Source organism: Azospirillaceae bacterium (assembly GCA_028283825.1).
GTDB lineage: Bacteria > Pseudomonadota > Alphaproteobacteria > Azospirillales > Azospirillaceae > Nitrospirillum.
Map to the genome: position 1 here is coordinate 309704 of JAPWJW010000005.1, position 26205 is coordinate 335908.

Genomic DNA, 26205 nt, shown 5'->3' on the forward strand with positions numbered 1-26205 from the left:
TTCTGTGAAGGTGGGAATGATGGGGCGGATTGCGAACGTCGGCGTTGCTGGCGCTGTGACTCATGGTGCGGCGGAACAGGGCACCGTCCAGGGCAACCGGGGCCGATTGCTGGCCGGCGCCTCGCTGCTGGCCGTGGGCATCGGATTGGCGGCACCCTTGTCCGCCCAGGCGCAGACCACCATCAGCACCACGCTGACCACCCGCCAGACCGTCACCACCAACCTGTCCGATTATGTGGTGACCGCGGCCGGCGCCATCATCGTCACCGGTGGCAATACGACGGTATTGGGCAACAGCGCCACCATCGGCACGCTGGAAAACGACGGTCTCATAAGGGGCGCCGTCAGTGCGATCGGCTTCAGTAACAATTACAATGGCAACGTGGGGCTTTTGCTCAACACCGGCACCATTACAGCCGTCAATTACGTCCTGGTGAATTTCGGCACCATCAACACGCTGTCCAACCTCGGCCGGATCGCGACGGCGAGTACGAACGAGGTGATAGGGAATGGCGGCTACATCGGCCTGCTGTCCAACAGCGGCACGATCAGCGGCAGCATCGGGGGCCTCGCCCTCGCCAACACGGGCCAGATCGCTACGCTGGCCAACAGCGTCCTTCTTGGTGGCGGCAGCGCCATTTCCAATGGCGGCACGATCAGCGTCATCCTGAACAGCGGTTCCATTGTCGGCACCAGTTGGTCGGCCATCTGGAACAACGGCGGTGGCCTCATTGGAACCGTGGTCAACAGCGTTGGCGCCGTCATCTCCGGCGCTTCTGTCGCCGTGAACAACTATCAAGGCGGCATCCTTGGCACGCTGGTCAACGCCGGCACCATCAAGGCCCTCGGCGGCACCGCCGTCTACGGCTATAGCGGCGCTGTAGGCAACAGCGGCACGCTATACACCCTGACCAACAGCGGTCTCATTTCCGCCAGCGGCATTGATGATTACGGCGTGAACAACAGCGAGGTGATGGGTACGCTGGTCAATACCGGCACCATCGCTGCCTCGGGCGCCGCCGCCATTTTCAACAGCGGTACCATCACCCTGCTGAGCAACGGCGTCGGCGGCCTCATCTCCGGTGCCAACTCCGGCATCGCCAACACAACCTCCGCCCGCATCGGCACGCTGTCCAACGACGGCACCATTAGCGGCAGCAGCGGCATTCACAACCGCGGCACCATCGGCACGCTGCTGAACGGCGGTACCATCACCGCCACCAACTATGACGGCATCTGGAACAACGGCTCCATCAACACGCTGGTCAACAGCATCGGCGGCACCATTTCCGGCCACAGCTCCGGTGTCTACAACAACGGCAACATCGGCACGCTGGCCAACAGCGGCCTGATCACCGCCAGCCGTACCGCCGGCATCCATAACGTGGGCGTGTTGGGCGCCCTGTCCAACGACGGCACCATCTTCGGCAGCCTGGTGGGCATCAGCAACGACGGCGCGGTCAGCACCCTGGTCAACAGCATCGCCGGCACCATCCACGGCGGCAGCGTGGGTGCCGCCAACAGCAGCGGCCACACCATCACCCTGATGGTCAACGCCGCCGGCGGCACCGTCGTCGGCGGCACCGTGGGCGTCAGCAACGCCGGCGTGATCGGCACACTCAACAACGCGGGCGCCCTCACCGGCAGCACCGGCACCGGTCTCTACAACAGCGGTAGCATCGGCACCCTGGCGAACAGCGGCAGCATCGGCGGCCGGGCGTACGGTGTCTACAACACCGTGGGCGGCACGCTGGGCACGCTGGTGAACAGCATCGGCGGCACGATCTCGGGTTACGGCGCCGGCGTGCGCAATGCCGGTCTCATGACCATCCTGGCCAACAACGCGGGCGGCCTCGTCACCGCCGGCGACACCGGCATCTACAACCTTGCCACCGGCAGCATCGCCACGCTGACCAACGCCGGCATCGTCGCGGCCACCGGCCGTTCCGGCTATGGCATCCAGAACGCCGGCGCCGTCGGCAATCTTTCCAACAGCGGCACCATCACGGGCGCTTCGGGCGGCATCTACAACACCGGCCATGTCGGCGCGCTGTCCAATGCGGGAAGCGTCTCGGGCAGATATGCCGTTTATAGCAGCGGCACCATCGACACCCTGACCAACGGGGTTGGCGGCACCCTTACGGGTACCGCGGCGGCCGTCTTCAATTATACCGGCGGCACCATCGGCATCCTGAGCAACGGCGGCGACATCGCTGGCGTCACGATCGGCGTCTCCAACTCCGGCTACATCGGGACGCTGGCCAATCAGGGCGGCGTCTCGGGCAAGACCGCCGTTTCCAACACCGTCGGCGGCAGCATCGGCACCTTCGTCAACAGCGGCGACATCGTGGGCACCACGACCGGCGTCTCCAACTACGGCACCATCGGCACGCTGAGCAATCAGGACAGCATCTCGGGCCAGTTCGGTGTCGGCAACGCCGGCACCATCGGTGTGCTGGTCAACGACGGCAGCATCGGCGCCAGCGGTATGGGCGGCGTCTTCAGCACCGGCAGCATCGGCACGCTGGTCAACAACAGCGCCATTTCCGCCCGCACGGCCGGCGTCTACGTCTATGCCGGCACCATTGGCACCGTGATCAACGATGGGTCGATCACCGGCAGCATCGGTGTCTACAACGCTGGTGTGCTGGGCACCCTGGCCAACGCGGGCACCGTCAGCGGCAGCCGCTACGCCATCGCCAGCACCGGCACCCTGGGCCTGCTGACCAACACCGGTACCGTCGCCGGTGATGTGCTGAGCGCCCACGCCCTGACCATCGCCGGCGGCACCAATGGCACCGTGGGCACCTTCACCGGTTATGCCGCGGGCAGCCAGGGCACCATCGCCAGCACCGTTTCCAACGTGGTGCTGGCGTCGGGCGACATCCTGCTGAACGACGCGGTCAACCTGGCCTCCGGCACCCTGGTCAACAACGGCGCCGGCCTGACGGTCACCGGCATCACCATCGTCGGCAACTACACCCAGTCGGGCGGTTCCCTGGTGGTGGGCAGCCAGCCGCTGCTGGTCACCGGCACGGCCAGCATCGTTGGCGGCGTCATCTCCGCCACCGCCCTTCCCGCCGCCACCGGCGCCGTCAACGTGTTCGCCGGAACCAGCGCCACGATTGTCGAGGCCGGGACGGTGGTGACCGACGGCCTGTCGGCCTTCAACAACAGCTTCACCACCGTCACCAATGGCGCCTATGTCGACCTGGTGGAGACGCAGACCGGCGACTATATCGGCACCGTCTACGGCAGTCTGGGCAAGACCGGCCTGGTGAACTCCACCACCGCCGTGATCGTCGCCACCACCGGTACCCTGGGCACCCTGTCCAACACCGGCACGCTGGCGGTGACCGGTGCGGGCGTGTTCAACGAGGGCACCATCGGCCTGGTGGACAACGGCGGCACCATCGCCTCCGCCTATTACGGCGTCTATAACCACGGCGGCACCATCGGCACCCTGCAGAACGATGGCGCCATCACCGCCACGTCCTCCGCCGCCGTGCGGAACGAGGGGGGCATCGGTACCCTGTCCAACGTCGGCACCCTGGCCGGTTGGATGGGTGTCTTCAACCTGTCCGGCGACTCCATCGGCCTGCTGGCCAACACCGGTGTCATCAGCGGCCAGAGCGGTATCGTCAACGACGGCACCATCGGCACCCTGCTGAACGGCGGCAGCATCATCGCGACCAGTACCCTGGGGAACGGCCTGTTCAGCGACGGCGTCATCGGCACCCTGGTGAACAGCATCGGCGGCGTCATCACCGCCCTGAACGATGGCATCAAGACCAGCAACACCATCGCCGTGCTGACGAACGACGGGCTGATCACCGGCGGGCAATACGGTATCGAGAACGCCGGCACGATCGACACCCTGTCCAACGGTGGCACCATCACCGGCGGCAATACCGCCGTGCACAACACCGGCGCCATCGGCACGCTGGTCAACAACGGCCAGGTCAGCGCCTATAATACCGGCATCTACAACGATGGCGGCAGCATCGGCACGCTGGTCAACAATGGCGCCATCGTCAGCCAGCAGGCTTCCGGCGTGCGCAACACCGGCACCATCGGCTGGCTGTCCAACAGCGGCACCATCAGCGGCCCGTCGACCGGCATCTACAACAAGGCCGGCATCATCGACAGCCTGTCCAACAGCGGCACCATCGCCGGCGGTTGGGGCATCGACAACCGGACCAGCATCGGCACGCTGGTGAACAGCATCGGCGGCGTCGTCAGCGGCCAGGATGTCGGCATCGGGGGCCGCGGCAGCATCGGCACGCTGACCAACGCCGGCCTGATCACCGGCGCGTCGACCGGGCTCTCCGTCGATGGTTCCATCGGCCTGGTGTCGAACGCCGGCACCATCAGCGGCGGCTACGCCGGTATCTACAGCGACGGCGTCCTGGACACCGTGGTCAACACCGGCCTCATCTCGGTCGCCGGCGGCACCAGCATCGCCGCCGTGGCCAACGCGGGCACGCTGGGCCTGCTGGTCAACAGCATCGGCGGCACCATCACCGCCAGCGGCAGCAGTGCCGTCGCCGGCGTCGCCAACTACGGGACCCTGGGCACGCTGTCCAACGGCGGCGTCATCCTGGCCACCGGCGCCAACGCCGCCGGTGTCGCCAACCTCACCGGCACCCTGGATCTGCTGACCAACAGCGGCAGCATCCATGGCGATGGCAGCGGCGTCCTGAACGCCGCCAGCTTGGGCACCCTGGTCAACACCGGCGCCATCACCGGCGGCGCGGTGGGGGTGAACAACAGCGGCACGCTGGCGCTGCTGTCCAACGGTCGGCAGCATCGGCGGCGCCACCGGCCTTTACAACATCGGTACCGTCGGCACGCTGTCCAACAGCGGCACGATCAGCGGCAGCATCGCCGCCATCCACAACAGCGGCACCCTTGGCGCCCTGTCCAACAGCGGCGTCGTCGCCGGCGACATCGTCAACACCGGCGGCAGCCTGACCATTACCGGCGGCACCGGTACCGCCGTGGGCACCTTCACCGGTTATGCGGCCGGCAGCCAGGGCACGATCACCAACACCCTCGGCAACGTGGTGCTGGCGTCGGGCAATGTCCTGCTGGACGACGCGGTCCGGCTGGCCAGCGGCACGCTGGTCAACAGCGGCAGCAGCCTGACGGTGACGAATGTCACCATCACCGGCAACTACACCCAGACGGGTGGCGCCCTGGTGGTGGGCGACCAGGAACTGGTGGTCACCGGCACGGCCCGCATCACCGGCGGCAGCCTGATCGACACCGCCGTCGTCGCCGCCACCGGCACCACCAACGTGCTGTCGGGCACCAGCTACACCATCCTGGAGGCCGGGACCCTGGTGGTCAGCGGCCTGACGGCCACCAACGCCGCCTATACCACGGTCACCAACGGCAGCTACCAGGAACTGGTGCTGACCCAGACCGGCAACTACATCGGCGGCAGCTACGACAGCCTGGGCAACGCCGCCGGCGGCGTCATCCACTCCACCACCGGCGTGCTGGTGGCGTCCACCGGCAGCCTGGGCACCCTGGCCAACAGCGGCACCCTGGTGGGCACCCGCTATGGCGTCAGCATCGTGTCGGGCGGCACGCTGGGCCTGCTGACCAACAGCGGCACCTTGGGCGGCAACGTCTATGCCGTTCTGAACGGGGGCTCGATCAGCACCCTGGACAACGAGGGGACGATCGCGGGCACCAACGCGGGCATCCAGAACACCGGCACGGTGGACCTGCTGACCAACGGCGGCACCATCACGGGCTCGCTGGGTGTGGTCAGCAGCACGACGATCGGCACGCTGATCAACGGCGGCGCCATCCTCGCCCAGGGGAACGCCGTCTACAGCACCGGCACGGTCACCCTGCTGGACAACAGCATGGGCGCCACCATCAGCAGCAGCGGCCAGTACGCCGTCGCCAACAGCCATATCCTGGGCACCCTGGTCAACGACGGCCTGATCACCGCCAGCACGCATGCCGCGATCTACAACTTCGCCCGCGGCACCATCGGCACGCTGGTCAACAGTGCCACCGGCACCATCGTCGGCGCCTCGGGCGCCATCTACAATGCCGCCGGCACCATCGGCTTGCTCAGCAACGCCGGCACCATCCTGGACACCGCCGGCGACACTCCGGTGGGCGTCTGGAACCTCGCCAGCATCGGTACCCTTGCCAACAGCGGCCTGATCTCCAGCGCGTCGCTGGGCGTCTACAACCAGGGCGGCACCATCGGGACGCTGGCCAACAGCGGCACGGTCAGCGGCCTGGACGGGGTCTATAACGCCGGCAGCATCGGCACGCTGCAGAACAGCGGCGCCCTCATCGGCACCCAGTATTCCGGCGTGCTCAACCAGGGCACCATCGGCTGGTTGTCCAACAGCGGCACCATCACCGGCCCGTCGTCGGGCGTCTACAACGGCACCGGCGGTACGATCGGCAGCCTGTCCAACACCGGCACCATCGCCGGTGGCTGGGGCGTCAACAACAAGGGCAGTATCGGCACGCTCGCCAACGGTGTCGGCGGCGTCATCAGCGGCCAGTATGTCGGCGTCGGCAACAGCGGCAGCATCGGCACCCTGTCCAACGCCGGCCTGATCACCGGCGGCCAGACCGCCATCTACAACCAGGGCACCCTCGGCCTGCTGGCCAACAGCGGCATCATCGCCGGCAACGTCGTGGACGCCAGCGGCGGCGACCTGACCATCGCCGGTGGCACAGGCCGCACGGTGGGCACGTTCACCGGGAATGCCGGCGGCACGCTGGGCACCATCAGCCTGCCCAACGGCGGCAATGTCGTTCTATCGTCCGGCAACCTGCTGCTGAACGACACGGTCAGCCTGGTGTCGGGCACGCTGGTGAACAACGGCGCGACCGTCGTGCTGGCCAGCATCGTCACCGTCAGCGGCAATTACAGCCAGGCGGCCGGCGGCCTGTCCGCCGGCGTGGGTGGCGAACTGGTGGTCACCGGTTCCGCCAACCTGACCGGCGGCAGCGTCAGCGCGGCGGCGGCCACCGACAGCAACGTCATCGTGGGTGACAGCCGCACGGTGCTGGAGGCGGCCGGCGGCCTGACCGTCAGCGGCGTGACCGCCAGCAACGGCGTCCTGGCGACCATCGCCAACGGCACCGCCACCGACCTGGTGGTCACGGCGATCAGCGATTACATCGGCACCGTCTATGGCAACCTGGCCAATACCGGCACCATCAACGCCACCACGGCGGTGGCGGTGGGGGCCAGGGGCACCCTGGCCACGCTCAGCAACACCGGCGTCCTGACCGGCAGCGCCTATGGCGTGCAGGTCCTGGGCACCCTGGGCACCCTGAACAACCAGGGCAGCATCGGCGGCACCGTCGGCGTCTGGGCCGACGGGCCGGTGGATGTGCTGGCCAACGCCGGCACCATCACCGGCGGCACCGGCGCCATCTGGGTGGAACGCACCCTGGGCACCCTGAACAACAGCGGGCTGATCAGCGGCGGCAATGTGGGCATCGGCAACGCCGGCACCCTGGGCCTGCTGGACAACAGCGGCACCGTCGCCGGTGGCGCCAGCGGCGGCGTCGCCAACTTCGGCACCCTGGGCACGCTGCACAACAGCGGCCTGATCACCGCCGACATGGCCATCTGGAACTCCGGCACCATCGGCGCCCTGGTCAACGACGGCACCATTGCCGGCACCAACCAGGCGCTGGAACTGGGTAACGAGGGCGCCATCGGCAGCGTGGTCAACAACGGCCTGATGTCCGGCGGGATGAGCGCCATCTCCCTGGTCGATGGCACGGTGGGCGCGCTGGTCAACAGCGGCACCATCAGCGGCGGTGTCCTGGGCATCTTCGTGGGCAGCGACAGCACCATCGGCACGCTGACCAATGCCGGCCTGATCAGCGCCCCCACGGCGCTGTACACCCGCGGTGCCCTGGGGACCGTGGCCAACAGCGGCACCATCGTCGGCAACGTGGTCAACCTTTCAGCGACCGACTTAGTGCTGACCGGCACGGGCGGCACGCTGACGGGCGGCACCATCAGCAACACGGCCAGCAACGTGGTGTTCGCGGGCGGCAGCCAGGTGGTGGGCGACGCCATCGATGTCGGCACGCATACGGTGGTGAACAACGGCGCCACCCTGGATCTGGCCGGCACGGTCAGTATCACTGGCAACTACAGCCAGGCGACGGGCACGCTGGCGCTGGGCACCTACACCCTGGTGGTCAGCGGGGTCGCCAGCATCAGTGGCGGCGCCATCACCACCACCCAGTTGGACGCGGCGGGCAACTACCTGGCGGGCAGCGGCACCGGCACCCTGGTGCAGGGTGGGGCTGGTTCCAGCTACACCGGCGTGGACATCACCAGCGGCATCACCGGGCTGGCGGTGGCGACCAGCGTGGTCACCATCGGCGGTACCGTCGACCTGCTGCTGTCGCAGGCCAACGACTATGTCGGCGGCATGCTGGCCAACCTGGACAACACCGGCACCATCGCGAACGTGGCCACGGCCGCTTATGTCGCCGGTACCGGCACCGTCGGCACCGTCAGCAACAGCGGCGTGTTGGCCGGTGACGCCTACGGCGTGCTCAACCTGGGCACCATCGGCAGCCTGAACAACAGCGGCGTGATCAGCGGCGCCCAGTATTCCGGCGTGCTGAACCAGGGCACCATCGGCCTGCTGTCCAACAGCGGCAGCATCAGCGGCCCGTCGTCGGGCATCTACAACGGCAGCGACGGCGTCATCGGCAGCCTGTCCAACACCGGTACCATCAGCGGTGGCTGGGGCCTGAACAACAAGGGTGGCATCGGCACGCTGGGCCAACGGCGTCGGCGGCGTGATCAGCGGCCAGTATGTCGGCGTCGGCAACGGCGGCAGCATCGGCACCCTGTCCAACGCCGGCCTGATCACCGGCGCGTCGACCGGCGTCTACAACCGGGGCACCATCGGCACCCTGGTCAACAGCGGCACCATCAGCGGCGCCAACTGGGCCATCTACAACAGCGGCAGCCTGGGCACGGTGGCCAACAGCGGCATGATTGCCGGCAACGTGGTCAACACCAGCGCCAATGACCTGGTCATCACCGGCGGTTCCGACGGCACGGTGGGCGTCCTCACCGGTGGCACCATCAGCAACGCCAACAGCAACCTGGTGTTCGCCTCGGGCGATCTCAGCCTGGGTGATGCCATCGACGTGACCGGCCACACGGTCACCAACGCCGGCGCCAACCTGACGCTGGCCGGCGGCGTGGCGGTCACCGGTGATTACGGCCAGACCGGCGGCAGCCTGAACGTCAACGGCCATGTGCTGACTGTCAGTGGGGCGGCGGTGGTCACCGGCGGCACGGTTTCGGCCGGCTTGTCGTCCAAGGACAACTACTTCGTGGGTGACAGCGTCGCCCTGATCCAGGGTGGCGAGGGCTCCAGCTACACCGGTGCCACCGTCACCAGCGGCATCACCGGCCTGGATGGCATCGCGTCGATCAGCGGCAACACCCTGTTGGGCGTGGCCGGCAACGACTACATCGGCGGCAGCCTGGACAGCCTGAACGTCACCGGCACCCTGGCCAACACGGCCGGCGGCGCCACGGCGCTGTACATCGCCAGCACCGGCACGCTGGGGGCCCTGTCGGTCACCGGCGCCATCGTCGGCGACATCGCCAACTACTCGACCAACGATCTGTCGATCAGCGGCGGCACGGACGATGCGCCGGGCACCCTGACGGGCAGCAACGGTGGCATCGGCCAGATCACCAACACCCTGGCCGACCTGCGCTTCGTCTCCGGCACCCTGTTGCTGAACGACAACATCAATGTCGGCAGCCACAGTGTGGTGAACAGCGGGGCGACCCTGCTGGTGAACAACGCCATCAACATCACCGGCAGCTACAGCCAGACGGCGGGCAACCTGGTGATCGGCGTCGCCAGCACCAGCAGCTACGGCAGCCTGGTGATCAGCGGATCGGCCAGCCTGACCGGTGGTTCCGTTACGCTGAAGGGCGACCTGTCGGCCGGCAGCTATACCATCGTGTCGGCGGGCACCGGTCTGACGACCAGCAACCTGGTGCTGACGGCCGCCGGCTACACGGTGACCAGCAGCACCATCACCAGCGGCGGCAAGACCGACCTGGTGCTGACGCTGAACACCGCCAGCACCGGTACCACCGGCAGCGGGACCGGCACAGGCACCGATACGGGTAGCGGTGGCGACAGTGGCACCGGCACGGGCGGTTCCACGGGCACGGGTGGTTCGTCGGGTTCCGGCACGACCACGCCACCAGCGGTGCGTTACGCGTCCATCGGCCGGGCCGAAGGCGGCGCGGCGGTGGGCACCGGCGTGGCGCTGGACCAGATCGCGGTGAACACCAGCGCGGCGGCACAGGCCTTCCAGGCGGCGGTCCTGAACCCGCTGTCCAGCCTGACGGGCAAGGCGCAGCAGGTGGCGGTGGCCCAATTGGCCCCCAACCAGTTGACGCCCCAGCTGACCACCACCCTGTTCACGCCGACCACCACGGCTATCAGCCAGCACCAGCAGACGGTGGCGGGCCTGATGGACAGCTATGGCAAGGGCGGCGCGGCAGCTGGCGACGGCACCATGAACGGCGTGCTGTGGGGCGAAATCCTGGGCGGCGGCGCGCTCCGCGCCAACGCCACGGACGCGGCCGGCTACCGCGCCAGCAGTGCGGGCATCGTCCTGGGTGGCGACTGGTACATCAACCGCGAGGTCATGGCCGGATTGGCGTTCAGCTGGCTGAACAGCGCCGCGGTGGGCCAGGGCGACACCGCCGGCAGCCTGACGCGGGTGGGCAGTTACCAGCTGACGGCCTACAGCGTCTGGCGGCCGGACTTCGCCGAACAGCGGCTGTCGGTCCAGGGCCAGGTGGCGTTCGGCTACAACCACTACGACCAGCGTCGTGACATCGACTTCCTGGGCGCCCGCGCCAACGCCAACTATGGTGGGGAGCAGTATGTGGGCAAGGTGACGGTGGGCTATGCCATGCCGGACCACAACGGCTTCACCCTGACGCCGCAATGGAGCCTGCAGGCCAGCCGCCTGACCAACCACGCCTACAGCGAACATGACGCCGGCGTGCTGGATCTGGCTGTCGGCGCCATGGCGACGAACAGTCTGGAGCAGGAATTGGGCTTCAAGCTGGACACGGGCGTCGACACCGCCTTCGGCCGCCTGTTGCCGGACCTGAAGCTGGCGTGGGTGCACGATTACCTCAGCGGCCCGGTCTCGACCACGGCGGTGCTGGGTGGCGTCAGCTTCGCCAGCACCACGGGCCGGATCAGCGCCGATGGTGTCGCCATAGCCTTGGGCGCCACCCTGGCCAAGGGCGACGGTCTCAGCCTGCGGCTGGAATACAACGGCGACCTGCGCAGCGATTACCAGAGCCACGCCGGCGTCCTGCGCGCCAGCTGGAACTTCTAAGGGGGCTGAAGGCGGGCCCTGGGACGGAAGGGGTGACCTTATCCGTCCCAGGGCCCGTTTCTCATTCGGGCCGCAGCCAGCCCCGGTAATGCACGATCAGCCCGGCCAGCGGATGGCTGAGGCGGACGTCGAAACGGAAGCGGTCGCCGTCTGGCGCCGCCTCCACCGTCTCGAACGCCTGCGTACGCGGCGCCAGCCAGAGCGGCAGGGGCAGGCCGAACAGGGTCCAGCGGCGCAGGGCCAGCGTCACCTTTCCGTCGCCGCGCACCAGGGCGAAGGCGAACGCGGCGGGACCGAAACTTTCCACCACCAGATGGGCGTTGCGGCCCCGGCCCAGGCCTTGCCGGCTGGCGAAGCGGTGGCCGGCGAAGTCGCGCCGCCACAGTTCGCCACCGTCGGGCGCTCGGGTCATGGTGATGCTGACCGGGCAATCCGGGCTGGCGGGGGGAAAGCCGCCCAGGCGCGCCGCCAGGCGGGCCAGGGGCCCACGGCCCCGTTCCACCGACGCCCGGCCGCTGGCGGTCAGGCCGGTGGATGATACGGTGTGAAGGCGGCGCCAGGCCGTGGGCTGCGTTTCCCAGGCGTTGCCCAGCACCCGTTGGAACAGTGGTGCATCGGGCGGCGGTGTCTCGCGCACGCCGGTATGGATGGCGCGGGCGGCGAACAGCGGGGTGTAGTCGGCCAGGTCCAGATCGGTGACCGACGCCCGCGCGCCGGGTTCCGGCACTTGGCCCGCCAGCCATCGCCGCACCAGGGCGACGGCCGGCATGGCGGGAATGTAGGGGCCGTCGTCACCCTCCGCCACCATGTGCCAGGATCGTTCGGCCGGCTGGTCCTGGGCGTCGCGGCCGGTGACGGCCACCACCATGCCGCCGCGATGTTCACCCCAGCGCAGCCGTCCCGCACCCCAGACGAACAGCGGGGCCAGCGGCGACAGGCTGCGCAGCACCCTCAGGCGCACCAGCCACGCCAGCGCGTTCATCACCCGGTGCACGCTTTCCGGTCGCGTGCCCGCGCCCACCCAGATGGAGCGCAGGCCCGGCCACAGGGGCGGCAGGACGCTCAGGTCCGGCACCGCCACCAGGGAAAAGCGGGTGCTGCGCAGGGGCGGATAGCCCGGTGGCGCGATGGTCAGGCGCCGCGTTTCCGTCATCGCCTGGCCCGTGGCGGGGCGGCCGTCGCGGACCAGGGGAACGGGCTGGCCGGCGTAGCTGGCGATGGCGCGCAGCACGTTGGGCCCCACCACGGCGTGGGGGGACGGGGCGACGCCGGCCACGATGTCCGCCACCCGGGTCCACCCCGGCACCAGGTGCCGGACCACGGCGGCGGTCAGGGTGGGGAAGCTGCTGACGCCGGACAGGACCGGCACGCCGGCCGCCTTGGCCGCCGTATCGAAGGCGGCGATGCCGGTCACGAAATCAGTGCCGTCCGCCAGGTCGATGTAGGGGATGCCAAGGTCGATGCAGGCCCGCACCACGCGATAGGGTGCTGCGCCATAGATTTGGAAGGGGCCGGTGGCGTCGATCACCAGATCAGGGGCGGCCGCACCCAGTTGAGCGGCCAAGTCGCCATCCCGATCAAACGCCAGCGGGACCAGGCGGGTAGCCCCCTTCAATGGTGCCAAGCTGGCGCGGAAGGCGGCGGCCTTGGCGCCCGACCGGCCGGCGATCAGCAGGGTGAGGCCCGGCTCATCCGCCAGCAGGGTGGCGATACGGCCGCCGAAGGTGCCGTAGCCGCCGATGATCAGCACCCTCAATTCGGTCCCGGTCATGCCGTCCCCTCCTTGAGATCCCATGGCGGCACCTCTCCAAAGCTGGCGGCCAGGTGGTCGACGAAGCGGCGCAGCTTCAGCGGCACGTGGCGGCGGGAGGGATAGACGGCGTGGATGGCCAGGTCCATCGTCCGGTGGTCGGGCAGCAGGGCCACCAGGTCGCCGGTGGCGAGGTGCGCGCTGAAGACGAAGCTGGGGCCGTAGGTCACGCCGGCGCCGGCCAACGCGGCCGCCAGTAGCATCTGCATGTTGTCGGCCGCCATGCGCACCGGGCCGTCGATCATGTGGGGCCGGCCCTGCGCGTCGATGGCGGTCCAGTCCCCGGCCGAGACGGCGTCGCTGAAGGCCAGGCGGGGCAGGGGACGCATCGCCTCGATGGTCCTGGGCGTGCCGTGTCGCGCCAGGAAGGCCGGGGCGGCGCAGAACACCATGCGGCAAGGGGCCAGCCGTCGGGCCACCAGGTCGGAATCGCGCAGCCGGCCGATGCGGATGGCGACGTCGATGCCCTCCGCCAGCAAATCCACATGCCGGTCGCTCAGCGCGATCTCCACGGTCACGCCGGGATGCTGGTCCAGGAACGTGCCCACCACCCCGCCCAGATGCAGGGCGCCGAAGGTCACGGGCGCTGCGAGGCGCAACACGCCGCGCACCGTCTGCTGGGCCTCGATCGCCTCCCGCCGGGCGTCATCGACCTCCTCCAGGATGTGTTGGCAGCGGGCGTAATAGGCTTGCCCCACCTCCGTCAGCGTCAGCCGACGGGTGCTGCGCTGCATCAGGCGGGCGTTCAGGTCGGCCTCCAGCGCGGCGACGTGCTTGCCCGCCATGGAGGCCGACAGGCCGAAGCGGCGGGCGGCGGCGCTCAGGCTGCCAGCCTCCACCGCCGCGACGAACACCGCCATGCCGGTCAGGCGATCCATGTCATTCTCATCTGATAACCATGCTATCGGCTGATGATAACAGATCGCCGATTATCGCCCAATGATACGTGATCCATCCTTCCCGCCAGCCCCGCCACGTTCGGTTGGGCGTATGGCGTGAGAAAGGGCGTACCCATGAAAATCGCATCCAACGGCATCCGGATTCATGTGGAGGAACAGGGGCGGGGGGAACCGCCGCTGGTCTTTCTGCACTATTGGGGCGGGTCGTCGTGCACCTGGCGTCATGTCACCGCCGCCCTGGCGCCGTCCCACCGCACCATCGCCCTCGACCATCGCGGCTGGGGCCAGTCCGACGCGCCGGCCGGCGGCTACGGCCTGGCCGATCTGGCCGATGACGCCCAGGGCGTCATCCGGGCCCTGGGCCTGCGGCACTATGTGCTGGTCGGCCATTCCATGGGCGGCAAGGTGGCCCAACTGCTGGCCTCGCGCCGTCCGGCGGGGCTGGTGGGCCTGGTGCTGATGGCGCCGTCGCCGCCGCAACCCATGGCCCTGCCGGATAAGGCGCGGGCGATGATGGCGTGTGCCTATGAGTCCCGCGCGTCGGTGGAGGCCACCATCGACCATGTGCTGACGGCCAAGCCGCTGAGCCCGCGGGACCGGGAACAGGTCATCGCGGACAGCCTGCGGGGGGCGCCGCCGGCCAAGGCCGCCTGGCCCAACGCCACCAGCCTTGAGGATATCAGGGATGTGGTGGGCGCCATCGACGTGCCCACCCTGGTCATCGCCGGTGAGGCGGACCGGGTCGATACGGTGGACCTGCTGCGCGCCGAACTGCTGCCGCGCATCCCCCAGGCGACGCTGCACGTGCTGCCGGGGACGGGGCACCTGTCCATGCTGGAATCGCCCGGGGAGGTGGCGCGGCTGATCGCCGATTTCACCCGTGCACTCAACCGGTAATCCGGCTTTCCTTCCGCGCGCGTTTGGGCAATCGTGATGCCGGGAACAGGTGGGGGAAGGGACAAGGATGACGATGCTGGACCGCCGTGCCGTGCTGGCCGGTGCTGCCTTCACCATGGCGGGCACCGCCGCGGCGCGTGGTGCCTTGGCCCATGCCCGCGCGCCCGACGGCGCCGTGCCGCCACCCCCCACCAATCCCGACCGTCCTTCTGCTGTGGAGCCTGCCGTGCGTGCGCCCGTCATCAATTTCCTCGGCGGCTTCTCCAACCCCAACCTGGCGGTGACTGCCAAGCGGGACCCGCAGTCGGCGGCGGCGCATCTGCCGGATGTGCCGACCGCCCAGGTGGACGCGCGGGCATTGGCCGACGTGCGCCGTTCCGGCCTGAACGCCGTGAACCTGACCCTGGGTTACGTCTCCGGTCCCCAGGACCCGTTCGAATCGACCGTGCGTGACATCGGCCGCTGGGACCGCTTCATCCGCGAACATCCGGCCGATCTGCGCAAGGTGTACAGCGCGGCCGACATCGTGGCGGCGCAAGGTTCCGGCCAGCTGGGCGTCATCTATGGGTTCCAGAACGCGGTGCAACTGGGTGCCGACCTGGACCGGGTGGACCTGTTCGCCGATCTGGGTGTGCGCATCATCCAGCTGACCTACAATCCGGCCAACCCGCTGGGGGCGGGGTCGATGGCGCCCAACACCGGCCTGACCGATTTCGGGCGCGAGGCGGTACGGCGCCTGCAGGCCGCCCGTGTCATGGTCGACCTGTCGCACAGTGGCGAGAAGACTTGCCTGGACGCGCTGGCGGTGGCCAAGGGCCCCATCACCATCAGCCACACCGGCTGCCGCGCCGTGTGCGACCTGCCGCGCAACAAGACGGACGCGGAACTGCGCGGCGTGGCCCAAGGCGGTGGCGTGGTCGGCATCTATTTCATGCCCTTCCTGGCGCCCGACGGCCATGCCAAGGCCGAGGATTTGGTGCGCCACCTGGAACACGCCCTCACCGTCTGTGGTGAGGACCACGTCGCCATCGGCACCGACGGCGACGTCACCGCCATCGACAGTCTGGACGACTATCGCGCCGTCCTGCGGGAAGAGATCCAGGAACGCCGCGCCGCCGGCATCAGCGCCAAGGGTGAATCCGCGGATACCTACCCCTTCGTGGTCGATCTGCGCGGCCCCGGCCAGTTCACCCACCTGGCCGAACTGCTGGCCAAGCGCGGGCACAAGCCCGCCCGCATCGACAAGGTCCTGGGCGGCAACGTCCTGCGCTTCGCCCGCGACGTCTGGGGGGCGTGAGACGTCTTCAGTCCGGCGGCGATGACGATCCTGCAACATAAGCGTGCCCGCTTGCGGCCTTGCCAGGGGCGCCCGGCGGCGCTGATTTGGGGTGAGCCGTCAGCGGATCGGACTTATGGAACACAGCGACATCGTCATCGTCGGCACCGGCCATGCCGGCGCCCATCTGGCCCAGGCCCTGAGGCAGCGGAAATTCGGCGGCACCATCCGCCTGATCGGCGCCGACCCGGACCCGCCTTACGAACGCCCGCCGCTGTCCAAGGACTATCTGGCGGGGGAGCGGGTGTTCGATCGCCTGCTGCTGCGCCCGGCCGCCTTCTGGGCGGACCGGGCGGTGGATCTGGTGACAGGCCGGCGGGTGGTGGCGGTGGATGCAACGGCCCGAACCGTGGCGCTGGACGATGGCACAACGTGCGGCTACGGCACCCTGGTGTGGGCGGCCGGCGGCGACGCCCGGCGCCTGTCCTGCGCCGGGCATGATCTGGCCGGCGTGCACACCATCCGCACCCGCCACGACGTGGACCGGCTGCGCGGCGAGCTCCCGTCCGTGGCGCGTATCGTGGTGGTCGGCGGCGGTTACATCGGGCTGGAGGCGGCGGCCGTGCTCACCAGGGCCGGCAAACACATCACGGTGCTGGAGGGGCAGGGGCGCGTCCTGGCCCGCGTGGCCGGTGAGGCGCTGTCGCGCTTCTATGAACAGGCGCACCGCGCGCGGGGTGTGGACATCCACCTGGGCGCCGTCGTTACCGGCCTGGCGGGTCGTGACGGCCGGGTGGCGGCGGTGCGGCTGGCCGACGGCGCGACCCTGCCGGCCGACATGGTCATCGCCGGCATCGGCGTCGAACCGGCCGTTGCGCCGTTGCGCGCCGCCGGTGCGGCCGGCGGCAACGGTGTGGAGGTGGACACCCTGTGTCGTACCAGCCTGTCCGGCGTATACGCCATCGGCGACTGCGCGGCGCAGGTCAGCGCCTATGCGGACGGTGCCCGAATCCGCATCGAATCCGTGCAGAACGCCATGGACCAGGCCCAGGTCGTGGCCCAGCACCTGGCGGGTGGCGAGCCTGCGGTGCCGGGCGTCCCCGCCTTCTGGTCCAACCAATATGATTTGCGCCTGCAGACCGTCGGCCTGTCGACGGGGCACGATACCGCCATCCTGCGGGGCGACCGGGCCGCGCACAGCTTTTCCGTCATCTACCTGCGGCAGGGCCGGGTCATCGCGCTGGACTGCGTCAACGCCATGAAGGACTTCGTCCAGGGCAAGGCGCTGGTGACGGCCGGCGCCGTCATCGCCCCGGCGCTGCTGGCCGACGCGGCGGTGCCGTTGAAGGAGATGGGCGTGGGGCGTCCTGTGAATACCCACTGACCCAGTCGGATTTCCTGGCCGTCCGGCGCATCGGCACGGTTTACAGCCCCCCTGGGTTTGCCGGCGGCGGGACCGTCACCGCCGTGATGACCACGCCTGCGGGAACCTGCGTTATGTCCACGTGCGCGTGGGGTTGGCGGCGATGGGTGCGGGCGGCGGGGTGGGGGCGTGTGCGCAGGTCATCCCCATGGGCGGCATCCCGTGACTCCGGGCGCAACTGGTCGCGGACCTCGCGCAGCCGGGTGAAGGACTGGTCGGCCTCCAGCTGCGCCACCAGGCCCTCCGCCTCCGCTGACGTCAAATCCAGGGTCTGGCAAAGCGCTGTCGCCGCCGCCGGCTTGCCCAGGCGCAGGTGCAGGTCGAAGATGTCGGTGACATAGCGGGCCCGCGCCTTCTCCAGCCCCGCCGCCCCCAGCAGGGCATAAAGCTGGGCCGCCGCGATCCAATCGACGATCAGGCCCAGATCGTAGGGCAGCCTGGGCCAGATGATGAAGGGGTTCTGGCAGGCGAGAACCTGGGCGCTGTCGATTCCCAGTTCCTGCAGGCGGTCGATCTTGTCGCGGCTGAGATCGTTCAGCATCAGCAGCGGCATGGCCGGCGGACGGGCCTCGACCGGCGGGTCATCCTTGACGCCGAAGACCTTGATGAACTGGAACGCGCGCCGCGTCATCGTCACCAGGAAAAGGTCCGGGGCCAACCCGACGACGAAGCCCAGCAAGGGCAGCAGGACGGACAGTTCCGCCGTGGTCTGTGGGATCGACTGCCGCAGGACGGCGGCGATCAGCGTGGCGATGGGAATACGAGCCGCGTAGTAATAGAGGGATATGGGATAGATGTCGTTGTTGTTGGTCCGATCCAACAGCCGGTACAGCATGTAGACGTAGGCGCCGATGAAGGCCATCGCCCCGACGGTGAAGGTTCCTTCCTGGTACGCCTTGATCTCCAAGGGGTCTGTCGTGGTCAGCATGCGGGCGCCGCCCAGCAGCGGATTCCGGATTTCCAGCATGTGGTTGAAATCCAGGGAGAAGTACATGGAAATGAATGAGACCGAGGTGACCGAGAAAAGCACGATGATCGGCAGCAGGTAATCACTGCCCAGGGCCACGGGATTGATGGCGCCGACCGATATCTTGGCGATGCGATAATAGGTGCTTTTCGCCACGGGCTCATCCGACAGGCTGAGCAGCTTTTTCAGCGTCCTGTCCTTGGATTTGGTTTGCACCAGGCAGATCGCGATCGGCAGGGCCGCCATGATCAGGCTCAGCAATACGGACAGCAGGCCGTAGGTCAGGGAAACGACGCTGCGCAACAGGATCGCGAGGTAGCCGCCCAAGCCGGCGGCGATCACCAACCCAAAGACGACCGGCACTTTCTCCATCGCCGTTCCCCTCTCCGGCATATGTCCACGATGGCCGCCTTGATGGCGGTGGTTCGCGACCATTGGATTTATCGTCAGGAAGGCAGCCCAGGCCCGGTACGCGGATGGCTGGCGGTCAAATCGACCAGGCGCGCGGAATTAATTGTATAGCGTGATGAATGAGCCATCAATGGTTGTCGATTTCCTTTGACGGAAATGGGGGTAGCATTGCCCTTGCATTTTGTATCGACTGCTCTAAATTGAGGCTGTGTTTTAGAGCGAACGGTACAGAACCATGGCGCGACCGCGTGAGTTTGATGAGACCCAGGCCCTGAAGGCGGCCATCGATGGCTTTTGGGCGATGGGTTATGGCGGGGCCGGCACCCGCGATCTGGCCGCCCGCATGGGCCTGACCACCGCCAGCTTCTACAACGCCTTCGGCGACAAGCGCGGCCTGTTCCTGAAGGCGCTAGATTTGTACCTGAAGGAAACGCTGCACCAGCGCATCGCCCGGCTGGACGGGCTGGCGCCGCGCGATGCCGTGGCCGGCTTCATGGCCGACGTCATTGACCGCTCGCTGGCCGACCCGGCCTATCGCGGCTGCATGCTGGTCAACATTACCCTGGATGCCGCGGCGGTGGAGGTACGGGAAGAGATTTCCGCCGCCTTCGCGCAGATCCACGCCTTCTTCCGGCGCCACATCCAGGCTGGCCAGGACGACGGCAGCATCGCGGCATCGCAGCCGGCGGATGACCTGGCCCGCCTGTTCCAGGGGCTGGTGCTGGGCATCCGCGTCATGGCGCGCACGGCTCCTGAACGCGCGGTGCTGGAGGGCATGGCCCGCCCGGCGCTGGCCCTGCTGGACCCGATCCACTGATCCCCCATGGCCCCAAAGCCCAATGATCCGAAAGAAAAGGTGCCGCGATGATCGAGCTTTATTACTGGCCCACGCCCAATGGCCACAAGATCACGATGCTGCTTGAGGAAACCGGCCTGGACTATCGCATCCACCCGGTGGACATCAGCGCCGGTGACCAGTTCAAGCCGGACTTCCTGGCCTTCTCGCCCAACAACCGCATGCCGGCCATCATCGATACCGCACCGGCGGATGAGGGCGAGCCCATCACCGTGTTCGAGAGCGGCGCCATCCTGCTGTACCTGGCGGAAAAGACCGGGCGTTTCCTGCCCGCCGATGTGCGGGGGCGGAAAGCCGTGACGGAATGGCTGTTCTGGCAGATGGGCGGCCTGGGCCCCATGGCCGGGCAGAACCACCACTTCGTCCAGTATGCGCCGGAGAAGATCCCCTACGCCATGAACCGCTACGTCAATGAGACCAACCGCCTGTACGGCGTGCTGGACCGGCGGCTGGCGGGACGGGATTTCGTGGCCGGCGCCGATTATTCCATCGCCGACATGGCGATATATCCCTGGATCGTGCCGTGGCAGCGCCAGCAGCAGAACCTGGACGACTTCCCCAACCTGAAGCGCTGGTTCCAGGCGGTGGCCGCCCGCCCCGCCACCGTCCGCGCCTATGCCAAGGGCGAGCCGCTGCGTACCCGCCCCACGGTGACGGAAGAGGGCAAGAAGATCCTGTTCGGCCAGACGGCGCAAAGCACGTCGGCCGGCGGCAGTCCCACCAAGTAACACCCATCCGGGCCAAAGGCATCGTCATGTCCAGCGTCACCACCGGCGGGGCCACGGCCCACGCCGCCCCCCGCCTGTCCGCCAAATCCTGGATGGCGGCCGTTGCCGGCCTATGCGGCAGCCTGGTCGCCATCGGCCTGGCGCGCTTCGCCTATACGCCGCTGATCCCCGTGCTGATCGGGGCGCGATGGTTCTCGGCGGCCGACGTGGTGACCCTGGGTGCCGCCAACTTCGCCGGCTATCTGGCCGGCGCGCTGCTGGGCCGGCCGCTGGCGGCGGCGCTGACCAGCCGCTGGGCCCTGCGGCTGATGATGGTGGCGGTCACGGCGGCCTTCTTCGCCTGCGCCTTCCCGCTGTCGGTCACCTGGTTCTTCGCCTGGCGTTTCCTGTCGGGCCTGGCCGGCGGTGCCATCATGGTGCTGGTGGCGACCAGCATCCTGCCCCACATCCCGCCGGCCCGGCGCGGCCTGGTCAGCGGCATCATCTTCGTCGGCTTGGGCCTGGGCATCGCCGCGTCCGGCACCCTGGTGCCGGCCCTGCTGCGCATCGGCCTGGTGCAGACCTGGGTGGGGCTGGGCGGGCTGGCCTTGCTGCTGACGGCGGTCAGCTGGTTCGGCTGGCCGGCCCATGACCTGCCGGCCCCGGCACCCGTGGCGGACGTGGAGGGCGGGCGGAGCGGTGGCCTGCTGCGCGTGCTGTACGCCGAATACGCCCTGAACGCCCTGGGCCTGGTGCCGGCCATGGTGCTGCTGGTCGATTACGTGGCGCGCGGCCTGGGGCGGGGGGCCGAGGTGGGGGCGCTCTTTTGGGTGCTGTATGGCCTGGCGGCCATTGCCGGCCCCATGCTCAGCGGGCCCCTGGCCGACCGCATGGGGGCGGGGCGGGCCTATCGCCTGTCGCTGGCCTTGCAGGTGGGGGCCATGGGCCTGCTGGCCGTGTCGGGTCATCCGCTGGCCATCGGCCTGGCGACCGTCATCCTGGGGCTGTTCACCCCCGGCATCGTGCCCCTGGTGCTGGGCCGCATCCGCGAATTGCTGCCCCACAGCCACAAGCAGCAGCAGGCGGCGTGGAGCCACGCCACCACCGCCTTCGCCCTGTTCCAGGCCCTGGCCGGCTATGCCTATTCCTACCTGTTCAGCCACAGCGGCCAGAACTACGCCCTGATCTTCACCTGCGGTGCCGCGGCCTTCGCCATCGCCGTGATTGCCGACCTAGCGGCGGCGGTCGCGGGCAAGCGCTAACCCACACCAGCGGCACGATCCATGCCGCTGCAGGACGCGACGGCGTCCGCCGGAAGTTTTTGGGGAGCGTTAGCGGACTGAAAACTGAGGACAAGCCAAGGGCGCGGATGCGCCCGCCCGGCGCTTGAGGGAACCTAAACAACGGGCGGCAAGGTCACCTCAAACGTCGCGCCGGAACCGGTGCCATCCGTCAGCCGGATGTCGCCGCCGTGGGACCGCAGCAGCGATTGCACGATGTGCAGGCCCATGCCGGTACCGCCGCTGTCCCGCCGGGTGGTGAAGAAGGCGTCGAACACCTTGGGCGCGTTGCTGGAGGAGATGCCGTCGCCGTTGTCGGCCACGGTGGCCACCACCGCCCAGTCGCGTTCGGCGATGTCGATGGTCAGGGTGGTGGCATGGTGCCGCCCGGCGTTGTCGGCCAGGTGGCTGAACAGGATGACGGCGTTCTCCGCCGACATGGCCACCGCCGTCTCCGCCGCCCCGGCGATGGTGATCGCCAGGCCGGGGAACCGCGTGCGCACGTCCGTCAACGCCTCCGCCAGGGTGCAGCGGCCGCCCCGCACCGGGTTGTCCGCCTGCGCCAGGTCGCGTAAGCGTTGCAGCAGGGCGGTCAGGCGCCGCGTGTCGGCCAGGATGTTGCCCAGGAAGCGGCGGCGGCGGGCCGCGTCCATCGGTGGCCCATCCCCCTCGAGATCGTCGTGCAGCAGTTCCGCCGCCCCCTGGATGGCGGTCAGCGGCGACTTCAGCTCGTGGCTGACATGGGCGGCGAAGGTGGTGATGTAGCGTGAGCGGTCCGACAGGCGCCGCGCCATGTCCTGGAAGCTCTGCGACAGCAGGGCGATTTCCCGCGTGCCGTAATGCGGGGCATGCGGTGTCGACGGTCGGCTTGCCATCGCCGCTTGAGTCCACGCCCAGTTCCCGGGTCTGGCGCACCAGCTGGTGGATGGGGCGGGTGATGGTGCGGGAAAAGACGAAGGCCACGGCCAGGATGATGGCCAGCATGCCGCCGCCCGCCAGGGCCACCTTGTGCCGCTCGCCATACAGGTGGCGGAAGATGTTGTTGGGCGTGCGCGAGGCATAGATGATGCCGGCCACATGCCCACCGGTCACGCCATCGCCGACGATGACGGGCAGGGCCACGAACACCCGGATGCCGGTGCCCCGGCTCATGGAATACAGCGGCGGCGGCGCGTGCTGTGACTGGCGGACGCGCAGCGCCCCCTGGTAATGGCCGGCCAGCGCGCCCGCCACCTCCGGCACCGACGCCAGCGACAGGCCGACCTCTTCGTTGCCGGCCAGGACGGTGCCGTTGAAGTCCAGCACCCGCACGCCCGACAGGGTGACGTCCTGCGCCCGCCGCGCCAGGGCGTAGACCCGGTCGCCGACGGCCTGGAGGGTCGGGTCGATGGCTGCCGTCGCCGGCACCGCGGCATCGCGGGCGCCCCGCACGTCGTCGCCCGCCAGGTCCAGCCCCGGTTCGATGGGATGGAAACGCTCCGCCGGGTCGGGGGCCGCCACCGTCGTGGACGACAGGGTGGGGGCCGGTGCGGCCTCTTCCACCCCTTGCGCGTAGGCGGCGGCCAGCACGCTGGCCTGGGCGATCAGTTCCGCCTCCGTCTGGCGGACCAGCTGGTTCTCATACAGGCGGAAGAAGAACAGGCTGGCCAGCGGCAACGCCGCCACGGCCAGCAGCACGGCGACCACGACCATGCCCAGCGACGGGCGCCACTTGGTCTTGATGCGGATGGGCGTCACGGGGCGCTGCCGCCCGTACACGCTCCCAGGCGGAAACCGACGCCGTGCACCGTCTCCACCCCGTCCGCGCTGCCGGCCGCCAGGAACTTGGCGCGGATGTTGCGCACGTGGCTGTCGATGGTGCGGTCCGACACATGGACATTGTCGGGATAGGCGGCGTCCATCAGCTGGTTGCGGCTGAACACCTGCGACGGTCGGGCGGCCAGGGTCTTCACCATCATGAATTCCCGCGCCGTCAGGCCCAGGTCGCGGCCGGCGACCGTGGCGCGGTGGGCGCCGCCGTCCAGCACCAGCGCGCCATGGGTCAGGGGCGGGGCGGCCGGTGATTCCGCCGCCGGCCCGCCCCGGGCGCGGCGCAGGATGACGTTGATGCGGGCCACCAGTTCGCGCGGGCTGAACGGCTTGGTGACATAGTCATCACCACCGATCTCCAGCCCCAGGACACGGTCGATCTCCTCATCCCGGGCGGACAGGAACAGGATGGGCACGTCCGAGGTGCGGCGCAGCCGGCGGCAGACCTCCAGCCCGTCCATCTCCGGCATGCCCACGTCCAGCACCACCAGGCTGGGCGGGGTGCGCGCCGCCCGGTCCAGCGCCTCCACGCCGTTGCCGGCCCAATCCGCCGCCATGCCGGCCTTTTCCAGGGCGAAACACAGGACGTCCCGGATGTGCGGATCATCGTCCACGACAAGGATGCGGTGCATGGTCCCCATCAAGGCTGGCTTTCGGCGCGGGCGGCCGCCCCGTCGCGGGGGCCCCCCTCCAGATCGATACCATCCGGGTGCGCCGCCTGGTAGTGCCGCAAGCGTTCCTCCCGCAAACTCCAGCTGCGCCAGTCGGCCAGGCGGGTTTGGTAGCCGGCTTTCAACGTGGCTTCCCGGTCCGTCAGGGCCTTTTCGTCCGTGGTCGATAGCGGGGATGCCCGATCCTGCAACGCGGCGCGGTAATGATCCAGCGCCGGCAGGGCCTGAGGTCCCAGGCGCGCCAGGTAAATCCAATCCAGCGATGGGCCGTCGCCGGCCATTTCCTGGCAATGGGCGACGTTGTAGTCGGCGATCAGCGCGGTGCTGTTGATCCAGCAAAGCGCATACAAGGTCAGCGCCAGGGTGCACAGGTTGGCGCCCACCAGCCAGCGGTTGGGCCGATCCAGCGCGATGCGGACCAGGATCAGGACCAGGCCGGTCGCCACCAGCCCCATCCAGACGAAGGCGGCGAGGCGCAATTCCGTCAGCGAATATGCTGCCACATACGCCGCCAGGCGCAGGATGGCGGACAGCACCAGCAGGATGTTCTGCGCCACCCAGGCGATGATCAGGCCAGTCACCAGCCGCGACGGTGCCTGGCGGCCCAGGGCCAGCAGCACGAAGGCAGCCGCCAGCAGGGCGGTCACCACCAGCGGATAGGCGCCCTGGTGGGCGTAGCTGGCGTGGGTGATGCCGTCGGGCAGGGCGTGCCCTGTCCACAGGTAGAACAGGTCCAGGGCGGATTGCAGGGCGAACAGGCCGTTGAACAGCACCAGCGCGCGAACCAGGGTGGCGGGGCTCAGCAGCAGCGCGCGCCAAGCCCCCAGCCCCTCCGCTTGCGGCAACCTTGCCGCCGCCACCATGGCCTTGGGCGCGACCAGCCGCAGGAACGGCCAGATCAGGGCCAGGGCCGCAACCCAGAACAGCAGGCGACGGATGTCCACCAGATCGCCGGCCGCGGCCCAGGGCAGACGGGACAGCCACAGCGACAGCAGGGGATTGGCGCTGGCGAACAGCAGGCAGAAAATGAGACCCAACCCCACCGGCACGGCCCAGCGGATGACCAGCGGCAGCAGGATGGGCGCGCGTTGCCGCTCACACCACCAGGCCCAACCATCCAGGCTGTCGGCCACCAGCCGCTTGGGCCCGGTGACCAGCAGGGCGCCGATGGCCATCGCCTTGGCCCCCAGCCCGTCCCGCCACCGGCCGGTCAGCGCCAGCAAGGCCCCGGCAATGGCGATGATGGCCAATGACAGGGAAAGGGTGCCGACGTCGTTCACCAGGGCCGCCAGCACGGCGATCATGGCAGCGAACGCCAGCATCCGCGGCCGCAAGCCCGCGGTGATGGGCGTCAGGGCCAAGGCGGCGGCGCACAGCAAGATGAGGAACAGGGGCAAGGCCACGCCCAAAGGCGGATCGTAGAACAGCCAGGTGGCCAGCGTGGCCAAGCCGACCAGCAGGATGCCGGCGTGCAGACGGGGGGCGTCGCCGCCCAGGGGTGGGGCGGCGTTGGAAACGGCCAGGGTGTCGGTCATGGCTTCTTGGTCTTTTGGGTCGGGGTGGGGAAGGGCAGGATGATCGCCGGCGGGCGGGGTGGCCGCGCCAGCCACCAGCCGTCGCGTAGGACGGTGTGGGGAAGGGCGGGGGCGGCGATGGGGGTGGCGGCGACGGTCATGCCGCCCTGTATGCCCGTCGAACACGCAGCCAATTCGGCGCCCCCGTGTAGGTTTTCAGCAATTTTGTGCAGATTTCGTGCAGGTGCGGCGTTAGGGCATCCGCAT

Annotated in this window: 15 protein-coding genes; 8 read left to right on the plus strand and 7 right to left on the minus strand. The window is 68.8% G+C overall.

What is annotated here, in order from left to right; genetic code table 11:
- Nucleotides 1-16: 16 nt before the first annotated feature.
- Nucleotides 17-6283: a hypothetical protein gene (locus tag PW843_28015; protein MDE1150412.1), complete on the plus strand. Its 6267-nt coding sequence runs from the start codon at nt 17-19 to the stop codon at nt 6281-6283.
- A 2501-nt stretch (nt 6284-8784) separates the two neighbouring features.
- Nucleotides 8785-11418, plus strand: a complete 2634-nt coding sequence (locus tag PW843_28020) for an autotransporter domain-containing protein (protein MDE1150413.1) — start codon at nt 8785-8787, stop codon at nt 11416-11418.
- Nucleotides 11419-11479: 61 nt separating this feature from the next.
- Here PW843_28020 and PW843_28025 read toward each other — a convergent pair whose 3' ends face one another.
- Both PW843_28025 and PW843_28030 read right to left on the minus strand, forming a co-directional pair.
- A complete protein-coding gene (locus PW843_28025; protein MDE1150414.1) occupies nt 11480-13189 on the minus strand; it encodes a DUF4166 domain-containing protein in 1710 nt (569 codons plus the stop codon).
- Nucleotides 13186-14106, minus strand: a complete 921-nt coding sequence (locus PW843_28030; protein ID MDE1150415.1) for a LysR family transcriptional regulator — start codon at nt 14104-14106, stop codon at nt 13186-13188. The genes PW843_28025 and PW843_28030 overlap by 4 nt, the downstream gene beginning before the upstream one ends.
- Nucleotides 14107-14241: 135 nt before the next feature.
- On the opposite strand from PW843_28030, the gene PW843_28035 reads away from it, so the two are divergent.
- The 3 genes from PW843_28035 to PW843_28045 all read left to right on the plus strand — a co-directional run bounded on the left by PW843_28035 (nt 14242) and on the right by PW843_28045 (nt 17684).
- A complete protein-coding gene (locus PW843_28035) occupies nt 14242-15024 on the plus strand; it encodes an alpha/beta hydrolase (protein ID MDE1150416.1) in 783 nt (260 codons plus the stop codon).
- A gap of 67 nt (nt 15025-15091) precedes the next feature.
- Nucleotides 15092-16321: a membrane dipeptidase gene (locus tag PW843_28040; GenBank protein ID MDE1150417.1), complete on the plus strand. Its 1230-nt coding sequence runs from the start codon at nt 15092-15094 to the stop codon at nt 16319-16321.
- A gap of 115 nt (nt 16322-16436) precedes the next feature.
- Entirely contained in the window at nt 16437-17684 is a 1248-nt protein-coding gene (locus PW843_28045) for an FAD-dependent oxidoreductase (GenBank protein MDE1150418.1), read from the plus strand.
- A gap of 40 nt (nt 17685-17724) precedes the next feature.
- Here the strand turns inward: PW843_28045 and PW843_28050 are convergent, their stop codons facing one another.
- Nucleotides 17725-19062, minus strand: a complete 1338-nt coding sequence (locus tag PW843_28050) for a hypothetical protein (protein ID MDE1150419.1) — start codon at nt 19060-19062, stop codon at nt 17725-17727.
- A gap of 274 nt (nt 19063-19336) precedes the next feature.
- On the opposite strand from PW843_28050, the gene PW843_28055 reads away from it, so the two are divergent.
- From PW843_28055 to PW843_28065, 3 genes are read left to right on the plus strand one after another with little or no spacing between them, the layout of a single operon-like run.
- The gene (locus PW843_28055) at nt 19337-19918 is read left to right on the plus strand and encodes a TetR/AcrR family transcriptional regulator (protein MDE1150420.1); all 582 of its coding nucleotides are present in this window, start codon (nt 19337-19339) and stop codon (nt 19916-19918) included.
- 47 nt (nt 19919-19965) lie between these two features.
- Nucleotides 19966-20685, plus strand: a complete 720-nt coding sequence (locus PW843_28060; protein MDE1150421.1) for a glutathione binding-like protein — start codon at nt 19966-19968, stop codon at nt 20683-20685.
- 26 nt (nt 20686-20711) lie between these two features.
- The gene (locus tag PW843_28065) at nt 20712-21926 is read left to right on the plus strand and encodes a YbfB/YjiJ family MFS transporter (protein ID MDE1150422.1); all 1215 of its coding nucleotides are present in this window, start codon (nt 20712-20714) and stop codon (nt 21924-21926) included.
- 134 nt (nt 21927-22060) lie between these two features.
- Here the strand turns inward: PW843_28065 and PW843_28070 are convergent, their stop codons facing one another.
- From PW843_28070 to PW843_28085, 4 genes are all read right to left on the minus strand, one after another.
- Nucleotides 22061-22819 (minus strand): HAMP domain-containing sensor histidine kinase, encoded by a 759-nt coding sequence (locus tag PW843_28070; GenBank protein ID MDE1150423.1) that lies wholly within the window; start codon nt 22817-22819, stop codon nt 22061-22063.
- Between the two features lie 858 nt (nt 22820-23677).
- Complete coding sequence (locus PW843_28075) at nt 23678-24385, minus strand: response regulator transcription factor (protein MDE1150424.1); 708 nt, start codon at nt 24383-24385, stop codon at nt 23678-23680.
- Between the two features lie 8 nt (nt 24386-24393).
- Nucleotides 24394-25959, minus strand: coding sequence for a DUF4173 domain-containing protein (locus PW843_28080; protein ID MDE1150425.1), 1566 nt, complete (start codon nt 25957-25959; stop codon nt 24394-24396).
- Nucleotides 25956-26099, minus strand: a complete 144-nt coding sequence (locus PW843_28085; GenBank protein ID MDE1150426.1) for a hypothetical protein — start codon at nt 26097-26099, stop codon at nt 25956-25958. Before PW843_28085 ends, PW843_28080 begins: the two co-directional genes overlap by 4 nt.
- Nucleotides 26100-26205 lie beyond the last annotated feature (106 nt).

Excerpts from the sequence above, each read along its gene's own strand:
- PW843_28075 (MDE1150424.1), bottom strand. The coding sequence starts at position 24,385 with ATGCACCGCATCCTTGTCGTGGACGATGATCCGCACATCCGGGACGTC.
- PW843_28055 (MDE1150420.1), top strand. The coding sequence starts at position 19,337 with ATGGCGCGACCGCGTGAGTTTGATGAGACCCAGGCCCTGAAGGCGGCC.
- PW843_28030 (MDE1150415.1), bottom strand. The coding sequence starts at position 14,106 with ATGGATCGCCTGACCGGCATGGCGGTGTTCGTCGCGGCGGTGGAGGCT.
- PW843_28085 (MDE1150426.1), bottom strand. The coding sequence starts at position 26,099 with ATGACCGTCGCCGCCACCCCCATCGCCGCCCCCGCCCTTCCCCACACC.
- PW843_28025 (MDE1150414.1), bottom strand. The coding sequence starts at position 13,189 with ATGACCGGGACCGAATTGAGGGTGCTGATCATCGGCGGCTACGGCACC.
- PW843_28035 (MDE1150416.1), top strand. The coding sequence starts at position 14,242 with ATGAAAATCGCATCCAACGGCATCCGGATTCATGTGGAGGAACAGGGG.
- PW843_28070 (MDE1150423.1), bottom strand. The coding sequence starts at position 22,819 with ATGGCAAGCCGACCGTCGACACCGCATGCCCCGCATTACGGCACGCGG.
- PW843_28050 (MDE1150419.1), bottom strand. The coding sequence starts at position 19,062 with ATGGAGAAAGTGCCGGTCGTCTTTGGGTTGGTGATCGCCGCCGGCTTG.
- PW843_28065 (MDE1150422.1), top strand. The coding sequence starts at position 20,712 with ATGTCCAGCGTCACCACCGGCGGGGCCACGGCCCACGCCGCCCCCCGC.
- PW843_28080 (MDE1150425.1), bottom strand. The coding sequence starts at position 25,959 with ATGACCGACACCCTGGCCGTTTCCAACGCCGCCCCACCCCTGGGCGGC.
- PW843_28045 (MDE1150418.1), top strand. The coding sequence starts at position 16,437 with ATGGAACACAGCGACATCGTCATCGTCGGCACCGGCCATGCCGGCGCC.
- PW843_28040 (MDE1150417.1), top strand. The coding sequence starts at position 15,092 with ATGACGATGCTGGACCGCCGTGCCGTGCTGGCCGGTGCTGCCTTCACC.
- PW843_28015 (MDE1150412.1), top strand. The coding sequence starts at position 17 with ATGATGGGGCGGATTGCGAACGTCGGCGTTGCTGGCGCTGTGACTCAT.
- PW843_28060 (MDE1150421.1), top strand. The coding sequence starts at position 19,966 with ATGATCGAGCTTTATTACTGGCCCACGCCCAATGGCCACAAGATCACG.